General features: G+C 66.0%; 10 protein-coding genes. 6 read left to right on the top strand and 4 right to left on the bottom strand.

Annotation, left to right across the window (positions count from 1 at the left end):
• Positions 1 to 18: 18 nt before the first annotated feature.
• Positions 19 to 1,983 (bottom strand): OPT family oligopeptide transporter, encoded by a 1,965-nt coding sequence (locus tag HLA98_RS02520; RefSeq protein ID WP_057500138.1) that lies wholly within the window; start codon positions 1,981 to 1,983, stop codon positions 19 to 21.
• Positions 1,984 to 2,238: 255 nt separating this feature from the next.
• Here HLA98_RS02520 and HLA98_RS02525 point away from each other — a divergent pair, with 255 nt between their 5' ends.
• The gene (locus HLA98_RS02525) at positions 2,239 to 3,993 is read left to right on the top strand and encodes a peptide MFS transporter (RefSeq protein ID WP_057500137.1); all 1,755 of its coding nucleotides are present in this window, start codon (positions 2,239 to 2,241) and stop codon (positions 3,991 to 3,993) included.
• A gap of 48 nt (positions 3,994 to 4,041) precedes the next feature.
• Here the strand turns inward: HLA98_RS02525 and HLA98_RS02530 are convergent, their stop codons facing one another.
• The 3 genes from HLA98_RS02530 to HLA98_RS02540 all read right to left on the bottom strand — a co-directional run bounded on the left by HLA98_RS02530 (position 4,042) and on the right by HLA98_RS02540 (position 8,879).
• A complete protein-coding gene (locus tag HLA98_RS02530) occupies positions 4,042 to 6,027 on the bottom strand; it encodes an alpha/beta hydrolase family protein (protein WP_057500136.1) in 1,986 nt (661 codons plus the stop codon).
• 66 nt (positions 6,028 to 6,093) lie between these two features.
• A complete protein-coding gene (locus HLA98_RS02535) occupies positions 6,094 to 8,076 on the bottom strand; it encodes an alpha/beta hydrolase family protein (protein ID WP_057500135.1) in 1,983 nt (660 codons plus the stop codon).
• A 167-nt stretch (positions 8,077 to 8,243) separates the two neighbouring features.
• Positions 8,244 to 8,879: a LysE/ArgO family amino acid transporter gene (locus HLA98_RS02540; protein WP_005408523.1), complete on the bottom strand. Its 636-nt coding sequence runs from the start codon at positions 8,877 to 8,879 to the stop codon at positions 8,244 to 8,246.
• 138 nt (positions 8,880 to 9,017) lie between these two features.
• On the opposite strand from HLA98_RS02540, the gene HLA98_RS02545 reads away from it, so the two are divergent.
• The 5 genes from HLA98_RS02545 (at position 9,018) to mdcA (ending at position 16,807) form a co-directional block, all read left to right on the top strand.
• On the top strand, positions 9,018 to 9,923 hold the full coding sequence (locus tag HLA98_RS02545) for a LysR family transcriptional regulator ArgP (RefSeq protein WP_049445957.1): 906 nt from the start codon (positions 9,018 to 9,020) through the stop codon (positions 9,921 to 9,923).
• Between the two features lie 166 nt (positions 9,924 to 10,089).
• Positions 10,090 to 10,536, top strand: a complete 447-nt coding sequence (locus HLA98_RS02550; RefSeq protein WP_129550556.1) for a GNAT family N-acetyltransferase — start codon at positions 10,090 to 10,092, stop codon at positions 10,534 to 10,536.
• A 231-nt stretch (positions 10,537 to 10,767) separates the two neighbouring features.
• The gene (gene mqo / locus HLA98_RS02555) at positions 10,768 to 12,456 is read left to right on the top strand and encodes a malate dehydrogenase (quinone) (RefSeq protein ID WP_057499713.1); all 1,689 of its coding nucleotides are present in this window, start codon (positions 10,768 to 10,770) and stop codon (positions 12,454 to 12,456) included.
• A 324-nt stretch (positions 12,457 to 12,780) separates the two neighbouring features.
• A complete protein-coding gene (locus tag HLA98_RS02560; protein WP_057499714.1) occupies positions 12,781 to 14,973 on the top strand; it encodes a TonB-dependent siderophore receptor in 2,193 nt (730 codons plus the stop codon).
• Between the two features lie 190 nt (positions 14,974 to 15,163).
• Entirely contained in the window at positions 15,164 to 16,807 is a 1,644-nt protein-coding gene (gene mdcA / locus HLA98_RS02565; protein WP_057499715.1) for a malonate decarboxylase subunit alpha, read from the top strand.
• Positions 16,808 to 16,815 lie beyond the last annotated feature (8 nt).

Below are 16,815 nucleotides of genomic sequence, written 5' to 3' on the forward strand. Positions count from 1 at the left end.
GCCGGCACTACCCATCCCTTACGCCACGGCGCGCTTGCCGGTGCGGTAGATCAGCCAGCCAACCAGGAACAGCACGGCCAGGCCGATCCACTGTGCGCCCGGCAGGTGGAACGGCACGGCCAGCACGTCGGCGCGGCTGCTGACCACGATCGGAATCGCGATGGCGATGCCCATCAGTGCCTCACCGGTGATCAGGCCGGCGGCGAACAGCACGCCCGGCTTGTGCACGCGGTCGCGGCCTTCCTCGTCATCGGCACGCACCTTGTGGAAGCGCTCGACCAGGTAGGCGATCAGGCCGCCGAGGAAGATCGGCACCATCAGTTCCAGCGGCAGGTAGATGCCGATGGCGGCAGCCAGCACCGGCACGCGGAAGCGGGCATTGCGCGACTTCAGCCAGCTGTCGAACGCGATGATGGCGGCACCGACCACGGCACCGATGCCGATGAAGGTCCAGGGCAGTTCGCCACCGAACAGGCCCTTGGCCACCGAGGCCATCAGGTTGGCCTGCGGTGCGGCCAGTGCGTTCGGGTGCAGCTCGGACTTCACGCCGATGCCGTAGGCGGTGGCCAGCAGGTTCAGCACCGGCGCCATGATCAGCGCGCACGAGAACGCACCGATGCCCAGCATCAGCTGCTGCTTCCACGGGGTGGCGCCAACGATGTAGCCGGCCTTGAGGTCCTGCAGGTTGTCACCGCCGACCGCTGCGGCACAGCACACCACCGCGCCGATCATGATCGCGGCCACCGCACCCAGCGGCGCGCCGAAGGCGCCGACCGGCTGCAGGCCATCCTTGCCCAGCAGCACGACCAGCACGGCCGAGGCGAACAGGATGGTGGAGATGGTGATGCCCGAGACCGGGTTGTTGGACGAACCGATCAGGCCGGCCAGGTAGGCCGAGACCGACACGAACAGGAAGCCGGCGACGATCATGATGAGGGTCATCGGGATCGACACGTGCCACTGGCCGACAATGGCCTGGTACAGGGCCAGCAGCGGCAGCACGAACACCACCAGGGCGACCAGCATCCACTTCATCGGCAGGTCGCGCTCGGTGTGCGCCAGTACCGGACCACCGCTCTTGCGGGCGGCGGCGAAGCCGCTCTTGACGCCGTTGAGCAGCGACTTGCGCAGCGAGATCAGGGTCCAGATGCCGCCGATCAGCATTGCGCCGACACCCAGGTAGCGCATCTTCGCGCCCCAGATGGCGAACGCCGCCTCGGTGGACGAAGCCGCGGCAACCGACGCGGCCAGTGCGGGATCGGTGTTCATGAAGAACGCCTGGTAGATCGGAATGGCGATGTGCCAGGTCAGGATCGAACCGGACACCACCACGATGCCGACGTTGAGGCCGACGATGTAACCCACGCCCAGCAGCGCCGGCGACAGGTTGGTGCCGATGAAGGCGGTGATCTTGGAACTGCCGACGTAGGCCGAGGTGGCCCAGGCATCGGGGATCAGGCGCATGCCGCTTTCCGCGGCCAGCTTGACGAAGGCACCGATCACCGCCGACAGGCCGAGGATCTTCAGGCCCGGGCCCGGGTTTTCACCGGCCTTGAGCACTTCTGCCGCCGCCTTGCCTTCCGGGAACGGAAGCGGGTCTTCGACGATCATCGAACGGCGCAGCGGCACCGAGAACAGCACGCCCAGCAGGCCGCCGAGACCGGCGATGCCCAGCACCCACCAGTACTTGAAGTCCGGCCAGTACCCCATGATCACCAGCGCCGGGATGGTGAAGATCACACCGGCGGCGATCGACGAACCGGCCGAAGCGCCGGTCTGCACGATGTTGTTTTCGAGGATGGAGCCACCGCCCAGCAGGCGCAGCACGCCCATGGATATCACCGCGGCGGGAATGGCGGTGGCGATGGTCAGGCCTGCGAACAGACCGAGGTAGGCGTTTGCGGCCGACAGCACCACCGCCAGCACGATGGCCAGGGCCACTGCGCGGAAGGTGAGCTGCTTGGGCGCAGCGTCGTGGTTCATGGAAGCCCCTGCTGGCAAAAAATCCCGATCACGCTAGCGTTCAGGGGGCGGCAAGTCCAGTGCGCTTGGTCACCGCCGGACATGGCCAAACGCCCTCCCCGACCCGCCCGGCAACGCCAACCGGCCGATCCGGCAAGGCCAGGCCACACCTGCAGCAAAAAGGGGACGGAGGGGATTAAGTCGCATTTGTCATAAGCACCGTGATCCGGCCCCTCCCCTTCTATAATCGCGCCCTTTCCGCAGTCCCCGCCGTCAATGACCGTTGCCGCTACCGCTTCCGACGACTTCCTGGGCCATCCCAAGGGCGTCTACGTCTGCTTCTTCACCGAAATGTGGGAGCGCTTCTCCTTCTACGGCATGAAGGCGCTGCTGCTGCTCTACCTGACCAAGTACCACCTGTTCGGCGACAAGGCCGGCCTGGACCTGCTCGGTGCCTACGGTGGCCTGGTGTACTGCATCCCGGTGTTCGGCGGCATGCTGGCCGACCGCTGGCTGGGCATGCGCCGGGCGGTGCTGTTCGGCGGCATCCTGCTGGTACTCGGCCACCTCGGCATGGCGTTCGAGGGTCACGCGGCCTACCGGGTCAACGGCGAAGTGGTGCGCGACACCTCGGCACTGGCGGTGACCTACCTGTCGCTGGCGCTGATCATCATGGGCGTCGGTTTCCTGAAACCGAACATCTCCACCATCGTCGGCAAGCTCTACCCCAAGGACGACCCGCGCCGCGACTCGGGCTTCTCGCTGTTCTACGCCGGCATCAACCTCGGCGCGCTGTTCTCTTCGCTGGTGTGCGGCTTCCTCGGCGAGGCCTACGGCTGGAAGTACGGTTTCGGTGCGGCCGGTATCGGCATGCTGGCCGGCCTGGCGATGTTCCTGTGGGGCCAGAAATACCTGCAGGGCCACGCCGAGCCACCGCAGCCGGCTGCACTGAAGCAGAAGGTGCTGGGCCTGCCGCGCGAATGGCTCATCTATCTATGCGCGGTGCTCGGTGTGCTGCCGGTGGCGTGGCTGATGTGGGCGGCCGGCAACGGCGCGTTCGCGCTGGGTGGTGAAGTCAGCCTGGCGCTGATGCTGATGCTGGTGGTGCTGGGCGGCGTGCTGGTCTGGTTCGCCTGGTTCACCGGCAGCAAGTGCACGCCGGTGCAGCGCCAGCAGATGATCGCGCTGATGGTGCTGATCTTCATGGCGCTGGTGTTCTTCACGATGTACGAGCAGTCCTACGGCTCGTGGGTGACCTTCACCGACCGCCTGCTGACCAAGGACATCGTGCCCTCGCTGGTGATCACCGGCGGTACGCCGCTGCCGTGGTCGATCATCTCGCTGCTGCTGGCACCGCTGGGCTTCGTGGTCAGCGCGCGGCTGTCCGAGCGTCGTCCGGGCTCATCTGCGCCACGCACGTTCTTCGCCGCCATCGTCGTGCTGATGCTGGTGCTGCTGATACGCGACTGCCTGGTGATTCCGCAGACCGCCGGCTCGCTGACCTACCTCGGCGGCCTGTTCCTGGTGCTGCTGGCACCGGCCTTCGCCGCACTGTGGACGTGGATGGACCGCCGCGGCTGGGAACCGGGCAAGCCGGTCAAATCAGCCTGGGGCCTGGTGATCGGCGCGCTGTCGTTCGTGCCGCTGGCACTGGCCGCGCAGCAGGTGGGCGCCACCGGCGAGATGGCCAGCGTGTGGTGGCTGGTGCTGGCCTACTTCCTGCTGGCCAGTGGCGAGATGTGCCTGTCGCCGGTCGGCCTGTCGGCGGTCACCCAGCTGGCGGTACCGCGGGTGATGAGCCTGATGATGGGCACCTGGTTCCTCGCCACCGCGTTCTCGGAAACACTGGCCGCGCTGTTCGGCAAGCTGGCCGCGATCGAGGTGCCCGAAGGCGAATCGCTGGACATGGTGGCCGCCGCCGGTGCCTATGCGCACCTGTTCTGGCTGCTGATGTGGATCGGCCTGGGCTGTGCGCTGGCCGCCTTCATTGCCGCGCCGCTGCTGAAGAAGATGATGCACGGGGTGAAGTGACACCCGCTCACTGCGGCGGTAACCACGATGGTTGCCGCCGCGCGTGTTTCAGGGTGCCTTGACCTTGCTCGAAGCCGTCGCCGCAGCTGCTGTACCACCCCCGAGGCTACGCGACAGGAAGGCAAGCAACCGGGTGTAGTAATCGCGCTCGTTCGCTTCGCTGTACAGGCCATGCCCTTCGCGCGGATAGTAGACCGCCTCCACCGGCACACCGGCCTGCTTCAACGCCGCTTCCATGCGCTCGGTGTGCTGAACCGGCGCACGCAGGTCCTCGCGACCGGCGGCCAGCAGTACCGGTACGTTGATGCCCGCTGCCAGATTGACTGGCGACACCGCCCCCAGCGTGGCCGGGTCGCCCAGCCACTGCTGCAGGTAAGTCACGCCCGAAGCACGATCCTGGATATCGCCACGCTTGAACATCAACGGCAGGTCGTACACGCCGACGTAGCCTGCCGCGCACCGGTACAGCCCGGGCTCGCGCACGACGCCCATCATGGCTGAGTACGCACCGTAGCTGGCGCCGTAGATGCAGATGCGTCCGCTGTCGGCGATGCCCTGGCTGATCGCCCAACGGGTGGCGTCGGTCACATCGTCCTGCATCGCGCGGCCCCATTGCTGGGCAGCCGCCTGGGTATGTGCACGGCCGTAGTTGCCCGAGCCACGGAAGTTGACCTGCAGCACCGCATAACCGGCGTCGGCAAGCAATTGGTTCTCGCGCTCGAAACCACCGTCATCGAATACGCCGATCGGGCCACCATGCGGGACCACCACCATCGGCAGGTTGCGGCCATCACTGCCCTTGGGCAGGGTCAGGAAGCCATGCAGCCGCAGGCCATCGCGCGCAGCCAGGGTGACCGGACGCACGCTGGCACCGCCCTCGCGATCAAACCAGCGATGACGGCTAGTGAGAAAAGCGGCGTTGCGGGTGGCGGTGGTGTACAGGAAATAGTCGCCTGGATTGGTCGCCGAGCTCACCCTGATCAGCAGCCGCGTGTTGTCACGGGTGCCGGAGACCAGGCTCACCGCCTGCCCTGGAAACGCCTTTTCAAGTTTGCGCTGGATGCTGGCGGTCGGCGACTGCTCATCGAAGAAGGCGGTGCGCGTGACGGCGCCGACGAATTGGATACCCACCGGCACGCGCGTGCCGGGCTGGTAGACCACGCGGGTGGGGTCGACGGTGTCGTCCTGCAGCAGCGTACGCCGTTCTCCGCTGACCGGATCCCAGCTGACCACCGTATCGGGGCCGCGGGCCTGCTCCACCACCAGGTAGGCCAGCCGATTATCGGCGGAGAAGCCAATCGGGCGTTCGATGCGATGGCTGCTGCCTTCGTCGTTGACCAGGGTCCACTGATCGCGGTCCTGGCGATAGTAGAGCTTGTTGACGTTGTCGGCGGCGGCACCGTGGGCGAAGCGCAGTTCACCTTGATTGTCGGTGGTGAACGTTGCGCGCTGCACCGGCGAGCGCGAGACCAGGACGCGGCGCCCGGTGATGACATCCATCCGTTCCAACCGCGTATTGGTGTCGTTGGCAAATGGCCACAGCGAGATCAACACGTTGCGCTCGTCGGCAGCGAGCGGATCGGCCAGGAATGCAGCGACCTGCTCGGCCACCCGTCCGGTCACGAAGCCGGGCTCGTCCGGGCGCGCACGGTAACCGACCAGCAGATCACCGCGCTTGCCATTGGCGTCGATGGCGTACAGTTCGCCCGTCGGCTGCGGTTGGTCCAGCGGTCCCCATTTTTCGGCCAGCCCGATCAGCAGACGGGTGTCACTCACCCAGTCGACCTCGGCAGCATGATTGTTGCGTGGCGGCCGGAAATTGCCGACCAGTTCCATCGTGTCGGTACGCAGGACCGCCACGGCGGTCGCGCCCTCCAGAGGCAAGGTCATGGCAATGTATTCGCCGGTAGGCGAGAGCTGGATGTCATTGAACTCCGCACGACGCACATAGCCGTCCAGCGAAACTTCCGCAGCCTCCACCCCAGCCCAGCCGCATATGGCCATCAATGCGGCCAGTACCCTTGCATGCTTCATGACGTCCTCCTTGAAGCCGGGCTCCCCCTGCCCGGCACCGGGTCCGCTGATCGCGGCGGGTCTGCTTCACGGCGCCTTGTCAGCACCTGCGGATGGACTGGCGTTGGCGGTGCTGCCGCCCAGGCTGCGCGAGAGGAAGGCCAGCAACCTGCTGTAGTACGTTCGTTGATTGGCGGGAGAATAGAAACCATGTCCTTCGTTCTTGACGTACAGGGTTTCCACCGGCGAACCGGCCTTCTTCAACGCAGCTTCCATGCGTTCGCTGTGCATGATCGGCGCACGCTGGTCCTGGCCACCCGCGGCCAGGAATACCGGCACCCGCACCTGCGCGGCCAGATTCACCGGGGAACGCTCTGCCAGATCCTTGGGCGATCCCAGCCAGTTGCGCAGGTAGGCCAGGCCTGACTCATCGCTCTGGATGTCTCCGCGCGCGTACATCAACGGCAGGTCGTAGATGCCTACGTAGCCGGCCGCGCACTGGTACAGGCCCGGTTCGCGCACCGCCCCCATCATTGCCGCGTAGGCACCGTAACTGGCCCCGTAGATGCAGATGCGGTTCCTGTCGGCCACGCCCTGTTCGATCGCCCAGCGCGTGGCATCGGTGACGTCATCCTGCATCGACAGTCCCCATTGCTTGCGCGCGGCCTGCATGTGGGCCCGGCCATAGCCGGAAGATCCGCGGAAATTCACCTGCAGTACCGCGTAACCTGCCGCCGCCAGCATCTGTGCCTCGCTGTCATAGGCGCCATCGTCGGCAACACCGATCGGACCTCCGTGCGGCACCACCACCATCGGCAGCGCACGGGCCTCGCGGCCATGCGGGACGGTAAGGAAGCCATGCAGCGGACGCCCATCACGCGCCTTCAGGCTGATCGGACGCACCTCCGCCGCCAGCGCGGGGTCGATCCAGTCGCTGCGGCTGATCAGGTGCCGTGCACTCTTGCCAACCGTGTCATAGAGATAGAAATCGCCCGGATTGCTGCCTGACCAGGTTTCCACCAGCACCGTCTTGCCATCGCGCGTACTGGACGTGACGTAGGCCGCGCCGCCCAGGCCCGCTTCGAGGCTGCGGTAAAGGCGAGCTTCGTCCGAGGCGTCATCGAAGAATGCCGTTCGCGGCGCACCGCCAAGGAACAGTGCCCCGACCGGCACGCGGCTGCCGGGGCGCCGGATGATGCGCGCCGGGTCGGCGCTCTCATCGCGCAGCAGGGTGCGTCGTTCATTGCTCTGGGGGTCCCAGCTGACAATGGCATCAGGTCCGTCTGCCTGCTCGACCTGCAGGTACGCCAGGCGACCGTCGGCCGAGAAGCCCAGGGGCAGCTCGATGTGCTTGCTCAGGGATTCATCGTTGAGCAGGATCCAGTCGCTGTTGCTGCCTGTGCGGTAGTAGAGCTTCTGCGTGCCATCGGTAACGACAGCACGTGCGAAACGCACTTCGCCCTGCTCATCGATCGTGAAGTCCGCATCGGGAATGGGAGCCCGTGCCACCGCGTTGCGGCGACCGGTGACCACATCCATGCGCTCAACCTGTGCGTGCGAATTGCCGACCAGCGGGATCACGGTCACCAGTGCATTGCGATCATCGTCCTTGAGTTCATCACTGAGGTACGCGGCCACCAGTCCTGCCGGCTTGACCTTGATGTTGGTGCCCAGACTCTGGTCGGCAACCCGGTACCCCACCAGCAGCTCGCCGCCCTTGCCGTTGGCATTGATACCGAACAGTTCGCCGGTCGGCGTCGGCCGGTCCAGCACGCCGAACTTCTGTGCCATGCCCACCAGCAGCCGCTCGTTGCTGACCCAGTCGAAGGTGTGGGCGTGATCGTTGCGGGGCGGACGGAAGCTGCCGACCATCTTCATGTCGGCAATGCGATAGATCGCCAGCGCGGTTCCCGCCTCCAGCGGAACCGTCGCGGCGATGTACTCGCCCCCCGGTGAAATCTTGATGTCGGTAAACGACTCCTGCCGCAGATAGCGATCCAGGTCCAGCGTTGCGGCCGATGCCCCACCCACAGCCGCTCCCAACAGTGCAGCCAGCACAATCCTGCGCATCCTTCCCCCATGGAAAACCGGACACCCTGTCCGGATGCACGATTCTAGGCACGTGACCATTTGCCGCGCCACATCGGCACAAAAAACGACGGCACCGTTGCCGGTGCCGTCGTTACCACTACCTTGGAGAGAGAGTCAGGACGTGGGTTCGGGGGGCGTGCGCCGGGTCAGTGGACCCCGCGCACCGCCAACGTGAGGGCCAGGATGCTGAGGATCACCGCGATGGTGCCGTCGAGCACGCGCCAGGTACTGGGCTTGGTGAACAGCGGTGCCAGCAGGCGTGCGCCCAGGCCCTGCGCGGTCAGCCACAGGCAGCTGGCGGTGACCACACCGGCGGCGAAGGCCATGCGGGCGTTGCCGAAGTTCTCGGCGATCGAACCGATCACCATCATATCCAGCCAGAAGTGCGGGTTGATCAGCGAGAAACCGACCGCCGCCATCAGCACCGCGCGGCGGCTGCCGTCGTCGCTGTCAGCCTCGCCCATGCCGCCGCCACCGGCGATCGCGCGGCGCGCCGACTTCATTGCGTACCAGGCCAGGAACGCCACGCCGGTCCACAGCACGGCAGTGGTCAGCCACGGCAGCGCCGAAGTGAGCGTGCGCAGGCCGGCCACGCTGGCAAAGATGAAGATCGCATCGATGGCCGCACAGGTGGCGACCACTGGCACGATGTGCTTGCGCAGGATGCCCTGGCGCAGGATGAAGGCGCTCTGGGCGCCGACCACGGCGAACAGGCCGATGCCGGTAGCTGCACCAGAGAACCAGGCACCGAGGCCGGTGCTGGCGGAGATGACCGAGAACATGGGATTCACTGCCTTTACTTGCTTGGGGGGACGGTGCCTCGCGAAGGCGGACAGCACCGGAACGGGCGCCATTGTCGCGCCGCAACATGAAAAAGACGAGCTAAACTTCCTAAACCAACATTAGCGGAACTTAATTCGATGCGTATCGACCATGCCCAGCTGCGCGCCCTGGCCGCGGTGATCCGCGAAGGCAGCTTCGACCGCGCCGCGCAGTCGCTCAATGTCACGCCGTCGGCCATCTCGCAGCGGGTCAAGGCGCTGGAGGACCGGATCGGTCGGCTGCTGGTCAAGCGTGGCACCCCGGCCACCGCCACCGCCGAAGGCCAGTTGCTGGTGCAGCTGGCCGAGCAGACCGCCCTGCTCGAACACGATGCGTTGCACCGGATGGGTCTGGCCGACGAGGATCTGCCACAGGCCAGCATCCCGGTAGCGGTGAACCACGACAGCCTGGAAACCTGGTTCCCGCAGGCCGCCTCGCAGTTCGCACAGAGCACCGGCACCACCCTGGACCTGCGCGTGGAGGACCAGGACCACACCGTGGAGCTGCTGCGCCAGGGCACGGTGCTGGGTGCAGTGACCACGCTGGACGAGCCGGTGCAGGGCTGCCAGATCCATGCGCTGGGCAGCATCCGCTACGCGGCGACCTGCACGCCGGAGTTCCGCGAGCGTCATTTCGCCAAGGGCGTGACCGCGCAGGCGCTGGCGCAGGCCCCGGTGCTGGTGTTCAACCGCAAGGACGACATGCAGTCACGCTTCGCCCGGCGCATGGCCGGCGACGACCTGCCCAGCACCGCGCCGACCTGGTGGATTCCGTCCACGCGCGCCTTCGTGCAGGCCAACCTCGGCGGCATGGGCTGGACCATGAACCCCTTGCCGCTGGTCAAGCGGCACCTGGACGCCGGCCGGCTGGTCTACGTACGCCAGCGCGCGTGGGAAGACGTGCCGCTGTACTGGCAGCACTGGAAGGGCGACGTGCAGACCATGGCGCTGCTGACCCGCGCGGTGCTGGATGCCTCCTCGGCACTGATCCGGCGCAAGCGCTGAAAAGGGGACGGGGATCAAGGCGTTCAAGGCCAAACGACATACGGGGCAAAGACGACTTAATCCCCTCCGTCCCCTTTTCTGCTCCATCGGATCTCCATCGAGCCTACACACCGGGTCCATGCGCGATGCGGATACTGGCGGGCCGACCATTACAAGGATGTCCGGCATGCCCGTGTACCTGCGCGATGCCCGCCCCGAAGATGCCGCCGCCTGCATCGACCTGCGTGCGCGCACCCGCGAGAACGCCTTCAGTGCCGAGCAGCTGGCACAGCTGGGCATCACCGGGGACAGCTGGGCGGCCGGCATCGCCCAGGGCGATTCGATTGGCCGCGTCGCCTGGGAGGGCGAGCGCATGGCCGGCTACTGCTTTGCCGACCGCGACAGCGGCGAGGTGCTGGTGCTGGCCCTGCTTCCAGAGTACGAAGGCCGCGGCATCGGCCGCCAACTGCTGCAGGAAGTGGTGAGCCTGACCCGCGATGCCGGCCACACCCGCCTGTTCCTGGCCTGTTCGGCCGACCCGCGTTCGCGCTCGCATGGCTTCTACCGGCGCCTGGGCTGGCGCCCGACCGGCGAGATTGATGAGGCCGGCGATGAGATTCTTGAGCTGGTCTGATTGAAGGCGTCGCCGCCAGGTATGGCTTGGCGCTACCACGGATGCGATCGCCAGAGCGGCCCCGCCTGCCTTGGTGACGGGACCGCGAAACATCGGATGCTGCGTTGCATCAAAAAAGGACCGGAACCAGTTAGAATCGCGCCAGGATGTTGCAAGGCGTTGTTTCTTCACGCCCTTTCCCTGCCCCACGCGCATCCTGACCCCTTCCCCTCCGCCAACGATCCCGCCCCCATGAAGAAATTTGGCAAGGCTCTTCTCGCCCTGCTCGTGCTGCTGTTGCTGGCCGCCGCGCTGTTCCTGTACTGGCCGCTGACCCAGCGCTCGGTGCCCGCCGCCAGCAACGACAAGCCCGTCGATGTTGTGCTGGTCGGCGCCGGCATCATGAGCATCACCCTGGCCACCTACCTGCAGGAACTGCAGCCGGACTGGAACATCCAGGTCTACGAGCGCCTCGACGGCGTCGCCGGTGAAAGCTCCGATGGCTGGAACAACGCCGGCACCGGCCACTCGGCGTTCGCCGAACTGAACTACACCCCGGAACTGCCCGACGGCAGCATCGAGACCAAGCGCGCGGTCGGCATCGCCGAATCGTTCGAGGTCTCGCGCCAGTTCTGGTCGCACCAGGTGAAGGAAGGCCGGCTGAGCCAGCCCAGCGACTTCATCAACCCGACCCCGCACATGAGCTTCGTCTGGGGCGATGACAACATTGCCTACCTTCACAAGCGCCAGCAGGCCCTGGTGAAGAATCCGCTGTTCTATGGCATGCAGTACTCCGAGGATCCGGCACAGATCAAGCAGTGGGCACCGCTGCTGATGGAAGGCCGTGACCCGAAGCAGAAGGTGGCCGCGACCTGGATGCCGCTGGGCACCGACGTCAACTTCGGTGTGATCACCCGCCAGCTGACCACTGGCCTGCAGCGCAGCCCGAACTTCAGCCTGCACCTCAACCATGAAGTGAGCGCGCTGCGACAGAACGCCGACAAGAGCTGGAACGTGACGGTGAAGGACCTCAAGGCCGGTACCGAGTCCACCACCCACGCCCGCTTCGTGTTCATCGGTGCCGGTGGCGCCGCACTGAAGCTGCTGCAGATGTCGGGCATTCCGGAATCGAAGGACTACGCCGGCTTCCCGGTCGGTGGCCAGTTCCTCGCCTTCCAGGGCCAGGACGTGACCTCCCGCCATGGCGTGAAGGCCTACGGCATGGCCGAGACCGGTTCGCCGCCGATGTCGGTGCCGCACCTGGATGCACGCAAGCTGGACGGCAAGCCGGTGGTCCTGTTCGGGCCGTTCGCGCTGTACAGCACCAAGTTCCTCAAGCACGGCTCGTGGTGGGACCTGTATTCCTCGGTCAACCACAACAACGTCGGCCCGATGCTGGAAGTGGGCAAGGACAACCTGGACCTGGTGCAGTACCTGATGGGCCAGGCGCGCCTGAACGATGCCGACCGCCAGGCCGAACTGGTCAAGTACTTCCCCAACGCCAAGCCGGGTGACTGGAAGCTGGTCACCGCCGGCCAGCGCGTGCAGATCATCAAGCGCGATCCGCTGAAGGGCCCGGTGCTGCAGTTCGGTACCGAGATCGTGACCGACAAGGACCACACCCTCGCCGCCCTGCTCGGCGCCTCGCCGGGCGCGTCGACCTCGCCGCCGATCATGCTGGACCTGATGGCCAAGGCCTTCCCGGAGCAGATGAAGGCCGGCTGGGAAACCCGCCTGCGCGAGATCGTGCCGTCGTACGGGCGCAAGCTCAACGACAGCGCCGCGCTGGTCAATGAGATCCGTACGCTGACCAGCCAGACCCTGCATCTGCCGTATCTGGAGGTGCCGGTGGATGCGAACGCGGCATCGCCCGCTCCGGTTGCAGTGCCGGCAGCGGCCAAGGAAAAGCGCAACGCCAATGAGGAACTGCAGGCGCTGTAAGCCCGCAGTTTGCTTTCGATGCAGACGGACGGCCACCTTCGGGTGGCCGTCCGCGTTTGGGCGGGCCATCGCCTGTAGAGCCGAGCCCATGCTCGGCTCCGGCAAAAAGCAGCCGAGCATGGCTCGGCTCTACGGAAAGCGATGCCCCGTGCCGGGAACCCTGCGCACAATGACGCGAATTGTAATGTTGTTAAGAATTATTTACATTTGCGTCCTGCGCAGTGACCGCGCCTTTCCAGATGGACCTGACCGTGCCCGAAGCCGCCGCCCCGGGTGCTGGACGACTGTTGCCGCCCTTCCCCGCTTCCGAGCCTCGAGCCCACCATGCCCCTGACCTTCCGTAACCGCCTGCCCCGCCGCGCGCTGCTGCCGGCTGCCCTGCTTTCGTCGTTGACCCTGCTGGCCGCGCCCAGCGCGTTCGCCGCCACCGATGGCACTGCCGACGCCAAGACCCTGGACCGGGTGAGCGTGCGTGCCGAGCAGTCCGCTCCGCCCTCCAGCTCCACCCGCCTGCCGATCACCCTGCAGGAAACCCCGCAGTCGGCCACTGCGATCAGCCTGCAGCGCCTGCAGGACGAGTCGCTGTTCAGCATCAACGATGTGATGCGCAACGTCACCGGCGTCAGCGTGTCCTTCTATGACACCCAGCGCCCGCTGTACTACGCGCGCGGCTTTGCCATCACCGACTTCCAGGTTGATGGCATCCCCACCTACAGCGGCTCCACCAACCAGGAATACGACACTGCCTTCTACGACCGCATCGAAGTGATCCGCGGCGCCAACGGCCTGCTCAGCGGCGCCGGCGTGCCCTCGGCCACGGTCAACCTGCTGCGCAAGCGCCCGGGCAAGGAGTTCGACGCGTCGTTCGCGGTCAGCGCCGGCAGCTGGGACTACCGTCGCATGGAGGCGGATGTGACCGCGCCGCTGACCGCCGACGGCCGCTTCCGCAGCCGCGTGGTCGCTGCCTACACCGATCGTGGCCTGTATTACGACCGTTACGACGAGAACAAGATGGCCGGCATGGCAGTGCTGGAAGGCGACATCACCGACAGCACCACAATCACCCTGGGTTACCAGAGCCAGGACAACAACCCCACCGGTTCAACCTGGGGCACCGTGCCGTTCTTCGACAGCCAGGGCAATTTCGCGCACCTGCCGCGCTCGACCAACCTGTCGCCGAAGTGGAGCTATTGGAAGCGCGAGAGCAATACCGCCTTCGCCAACCTGGAACAGCGTTTCGGCGACAACTGGCTGTTGAAGATCAATACCGCCTACACCCGCGGCAACGTGCAGAACGTGCGCCTGTACGGCACCGGCAACCCGGACCCGGTGACCGGCTCGGGCATCTACCTGCGTGCCGCCGCCGGTGATTCGAAAGACACCCGCCGCAATGTCGATGCCTACCTGACCGGCAGTTTCGATCTGTTCGGCCGTGATCACGACGTGACCCTCGGCGCACAGTGGTCGGACCTGGAAGGCACCACCAACACCCTGGCGCTGAACTTCCCGAACGACTGGGCGCGCTGCGGCGGCGAGCGCTGCTACTACATTCCCAACGTGTACAACTGGAACGGCGACATCTCCGAGGTGACCTACCGCCGCACCGGCGCTCGCCGCGTGGCCAAGACCACGCAGAGCGGCGTCTATCTGGCCACCCGCCTGCGTCTGGCCGATCCGCTGTCGCTGATTGCCGGCGCACGCCTGAGCCGCTGGGAAACCCTCAGCCGCTCGTACAACGCCGCAGGCGCCTACACCGGCACCAGCGGTGCGTACAAAGTGAGCGATGAAGTCACCCCCTACGTGGGCCTGGTCTACGACATCACCCCGAACGTGTCGGCCTATGCCAGCTACACCGAGATCTTCAACCCGCAGAACTTCAAGGACCGCAACGAGAACCTGCTGGCACCAGTACAGGGCTCGAACCTGGAAGCGGGCATCAAGACCCAGTGGCTGGACGGCCGCCTGACCGCCAATGCTGCCGTGTTCGAGGCCAAGCAGGACAACTACGCCGTGCGTGACATGGGCGTGCCGGAAGGTTCGCTGAGCGATGGCACTTCCGCCTACATCGGCGTCAACGGCACCAAGGCGCGCGGCTGGGAGATGGACGTCAACGGCGAGATCCTGCCGGGCTGGACGGTCAATGCCGGCTACACCCACGTCAAGGTCACCCGCGCGGCCACCGACCTGCTGTACGCCAACCCGCCGAAGGATCTGCTGCAGCTCAACACCCAGCTGCAGCTGCGCGGTGCGCTGGAACGCCTGAGCGTTGGCGGTGGCGTGCAGTGGCAGAGCAAGGTGCAGGGCTACAACATCGCCTACCCGCTGGGCGGCACGGTGACGGTGAACCAGCCGGCGTATTCGCTGGTGCAGTTCAACGCCAACTACCGCATCAGCGACAGCTGGACCGCGACGCTGAGCGTGCGCAACGCGCTGGACAAGACCTACTGGGCCAACCTGGACTACAACAACTTCGGTGAGCCGCGCTTCGTGTCGGCCAGCCTGCGCTGGAAGTTCTGAGCGACTCGCGAACCGGTGGGTGCCTGGTGGGTGCCGACCGTTGGTCGGCACGCCCTCCGCCACGCCCCACCGTCGTGGCCTACCTGAATGGGCCCGCCTCCGCGCGGGCCCTTCTTTTTGCTGCACTGCAGGTTGCATCCTTTTTTGTAATTATGCCGTAATTACATCAACACCCATCGGAAGCCGGTCGATGAACCTGAGCTGGGATACGTTGGAACGCAGCCGCCAGGGGCGCCTGGAACGTGCCGCGCCGTGGGCCCGGGGACGCGAGGTCGCCGCCACCGATGTGGGTGAACTGCTGCATGCACTGCTGGAACCGGGCGACAAGGTCTGCCTGGAAGGCAACAACCAGAAACAGGCCGATTTCCTCGCCCAAGCCCTGGCCGACCTCGACCCCGCCCGCGTGCATGACCTGCACATGGTGCAGTCGGTGCTGTCCCTGCCGTCGCACCTGGATGTATTCGAGCGTGGTATCGCTTCGAAACTGGACTTCTCGTTCTCCGGCCCGCAGTCGGTACGGTTGGCCAACCTGGTGGCTGAAGGGCGCATCCAGATCGGTGCCATCCACACCTACCTGGAACTGTTCGGCCGCTACTTCATCGACCTGACCCCGCGCGTCGCCCTGGTGGCCGCGCAGGCCGCAGATCGGCACGGCAACCTCTATACCGGCCCGAACACCGAAGACACGCCGGTGATCGTCGAGGCCACCGCCTTCGGTGGCGGCATCGTCATCGCCCAGGTCAACGAGATCGTCGACACCCTCCCCCGCGTCGACATCCCCGCTGACTGGGTCAACTTCGTGGTGCAGGCGCCGAAGCCGAACCATATCGAACCGCTGTTCACCCGCGACCCGGCGCAGATCTCCGAGATCCAGGTGCTGATGGCGATGATGGCCATCAAAGGCATCTACGCCGAGTACGGCGTCAACCGCCTCAACCATGGCATCGGCTTCGACACTGCGGCCATCGAGCTGCTGCTGCCGACCTACGCCGAATCGCTGGGGCTGAAGGGCAAGATCTGCCAGCACTGGGCGCTGAACCCCCACCCGGCACTGATTCCGGCGATCGAATCGGGCTTCGTCAAATCGGTGCATTCGTTCGGGTCGGAACTGGGCATGGAGAAGTACATCGCCGCGCGAGGCGATGTGTTCTTCACCGGCGCCGATGGCTCGATGCGTTCCAACCGCGCGTTCTCGCAGACCGCCGGCCTGTATGCCTGCGACATGTTCATCGGTTCCACACTGCAGATCGACCTGCAGGGCAACAGCTCCACCGCCACCCGCGACCGCATCGCCGGCTTCGGTGGCGCACCGAACATGGGTTCCGATGCACGTGGCCGGCGCCATGCCAGCGAGGCCTGGATCAAGGCCGGCCAGCAGGCCGCACGCCCGGGTGAGATGCCGCGCGGGCGCAAGCTGGTGGTGCAGATGGTGGAAACCTTCCGCGAACACATGGCGCCGGCCTTCGTCGACCGCCTCGATGCCTGGGAACTGGCCGAGCGCGCACAGATGCCGCTGCCGCCGGTGATGATCTATGGCGACGACGTCAGCCATGTGCTGACCGAAGAAGGCATCGCCAACCTGCTTTTGTGCCGCACCCCTGAGGAGCGCGAACAGGCGATCCGCGGCGTGGCCGGCTATACCGCCGTGGGCCTGGGCCGCGACCGCACGATGGTGGAAAACCTGCGCGACCGCGGCGTGATCCGCCGTCCCGATGACCTTGGCATCTCCGTGCGCGATGCCAGCCGTGACCTGCTGGCGGCGCGTTCGGTGAAGGACCTGGTGCGCTGGTCCGGCGGCCTGTACGACCCGCCCAAGCGCTTCCGCAACTGGTAAGGGGCTGA

The sequence above is a fragment of the Stenotrophomonas africana genome, from assembly GCF_013004645.1.
Classification (GTDB): domain Bacteria; phylum Pseudomonadota; class Gammaproteobacteria; order Xanthomonadales; family Xanthomonadaceae; genus Stenotrophomonas; species Stenotrophomonas africana.

What these genes read in the sequence shown, in the direction of transcription:
- HLA98_RS02530 (WP_057500136.1), bottom strand. Translation starts at nt 6,027, where the DNA reads ATGAAGCATGCAAGGGTACTGGCCGCATTGATGGCCATATGCGGCTGG.
- HLA98_RS02525 (WP_057500137.1), top strand. Translation starts at nt 2,239, where the DNA reads ATGACCGTTGCCGCTACCGCTTCCGACGACTTCCTGGGCCATCCCAAG.
- HLA98_RS02560 (WP_057499714.1), top strand. Translation starts at nt 12,781, where the DNA reads ATGCCCCTGACCTTCCGTAACCGCCTGCCCCGCCGCGCGCTGCTGCCG.
- HLA98_RS02520 (WP_057500138.1), bottom strand. Translation starts at nt 1,983, where the DNA reads ATGAACCACGACGCTGCGCCCAAGCAGCTCACCTTCCGCGCAGTGGCC.
- mdcA (WP_057499715.1), top strand. Translation starts at nt 15,164, where the DNA reads ATGAACCTGAGCTGGGATACGTTGGAACGCAGCCGCCAGGGGCGCCTG.
- mqo (WP_057499713.1), top strand. Translation starts at nt 10,768, where the DNA reads ATGAAGAAATTTGGCAAGGCTCTTCTCGCCCTGCTCGTGCTGCTGTTG.
- HLA98_RS02535 (WP_057500135.1), bottom strand. Translation starts at nt 8,076, where the DNA reads ATGCGCAGGATTGTGCTGGCTGCACTGTTGGGAGCGGCTGTGGGTGGG.
- HLA98_RS02550 (WP_129550556.1), top strand. Translation starts at nt 10,090, where the DNA reads ATGCCCGTGTACCTGCGCGATGCCCGCCCCGAAGATGCCGCCGCCTGC.
- HLA98_RS02545 (WP_049445957.1), top strand. Translation starts at nt 9,018, where the DNA reads ATGCGTATCGACCATGCCCAGCTGCGCGCCCTGGCCGCGGTGATCCGC.
- HLA98_RS02540 (WP_005408523.1), bottom strand. Translation starts at nt 8,879, where the DNA reads ATGTTCTCGGTCATCTCCGCCAGCACCGGCCTCGGTGCCTGGTTCTCT.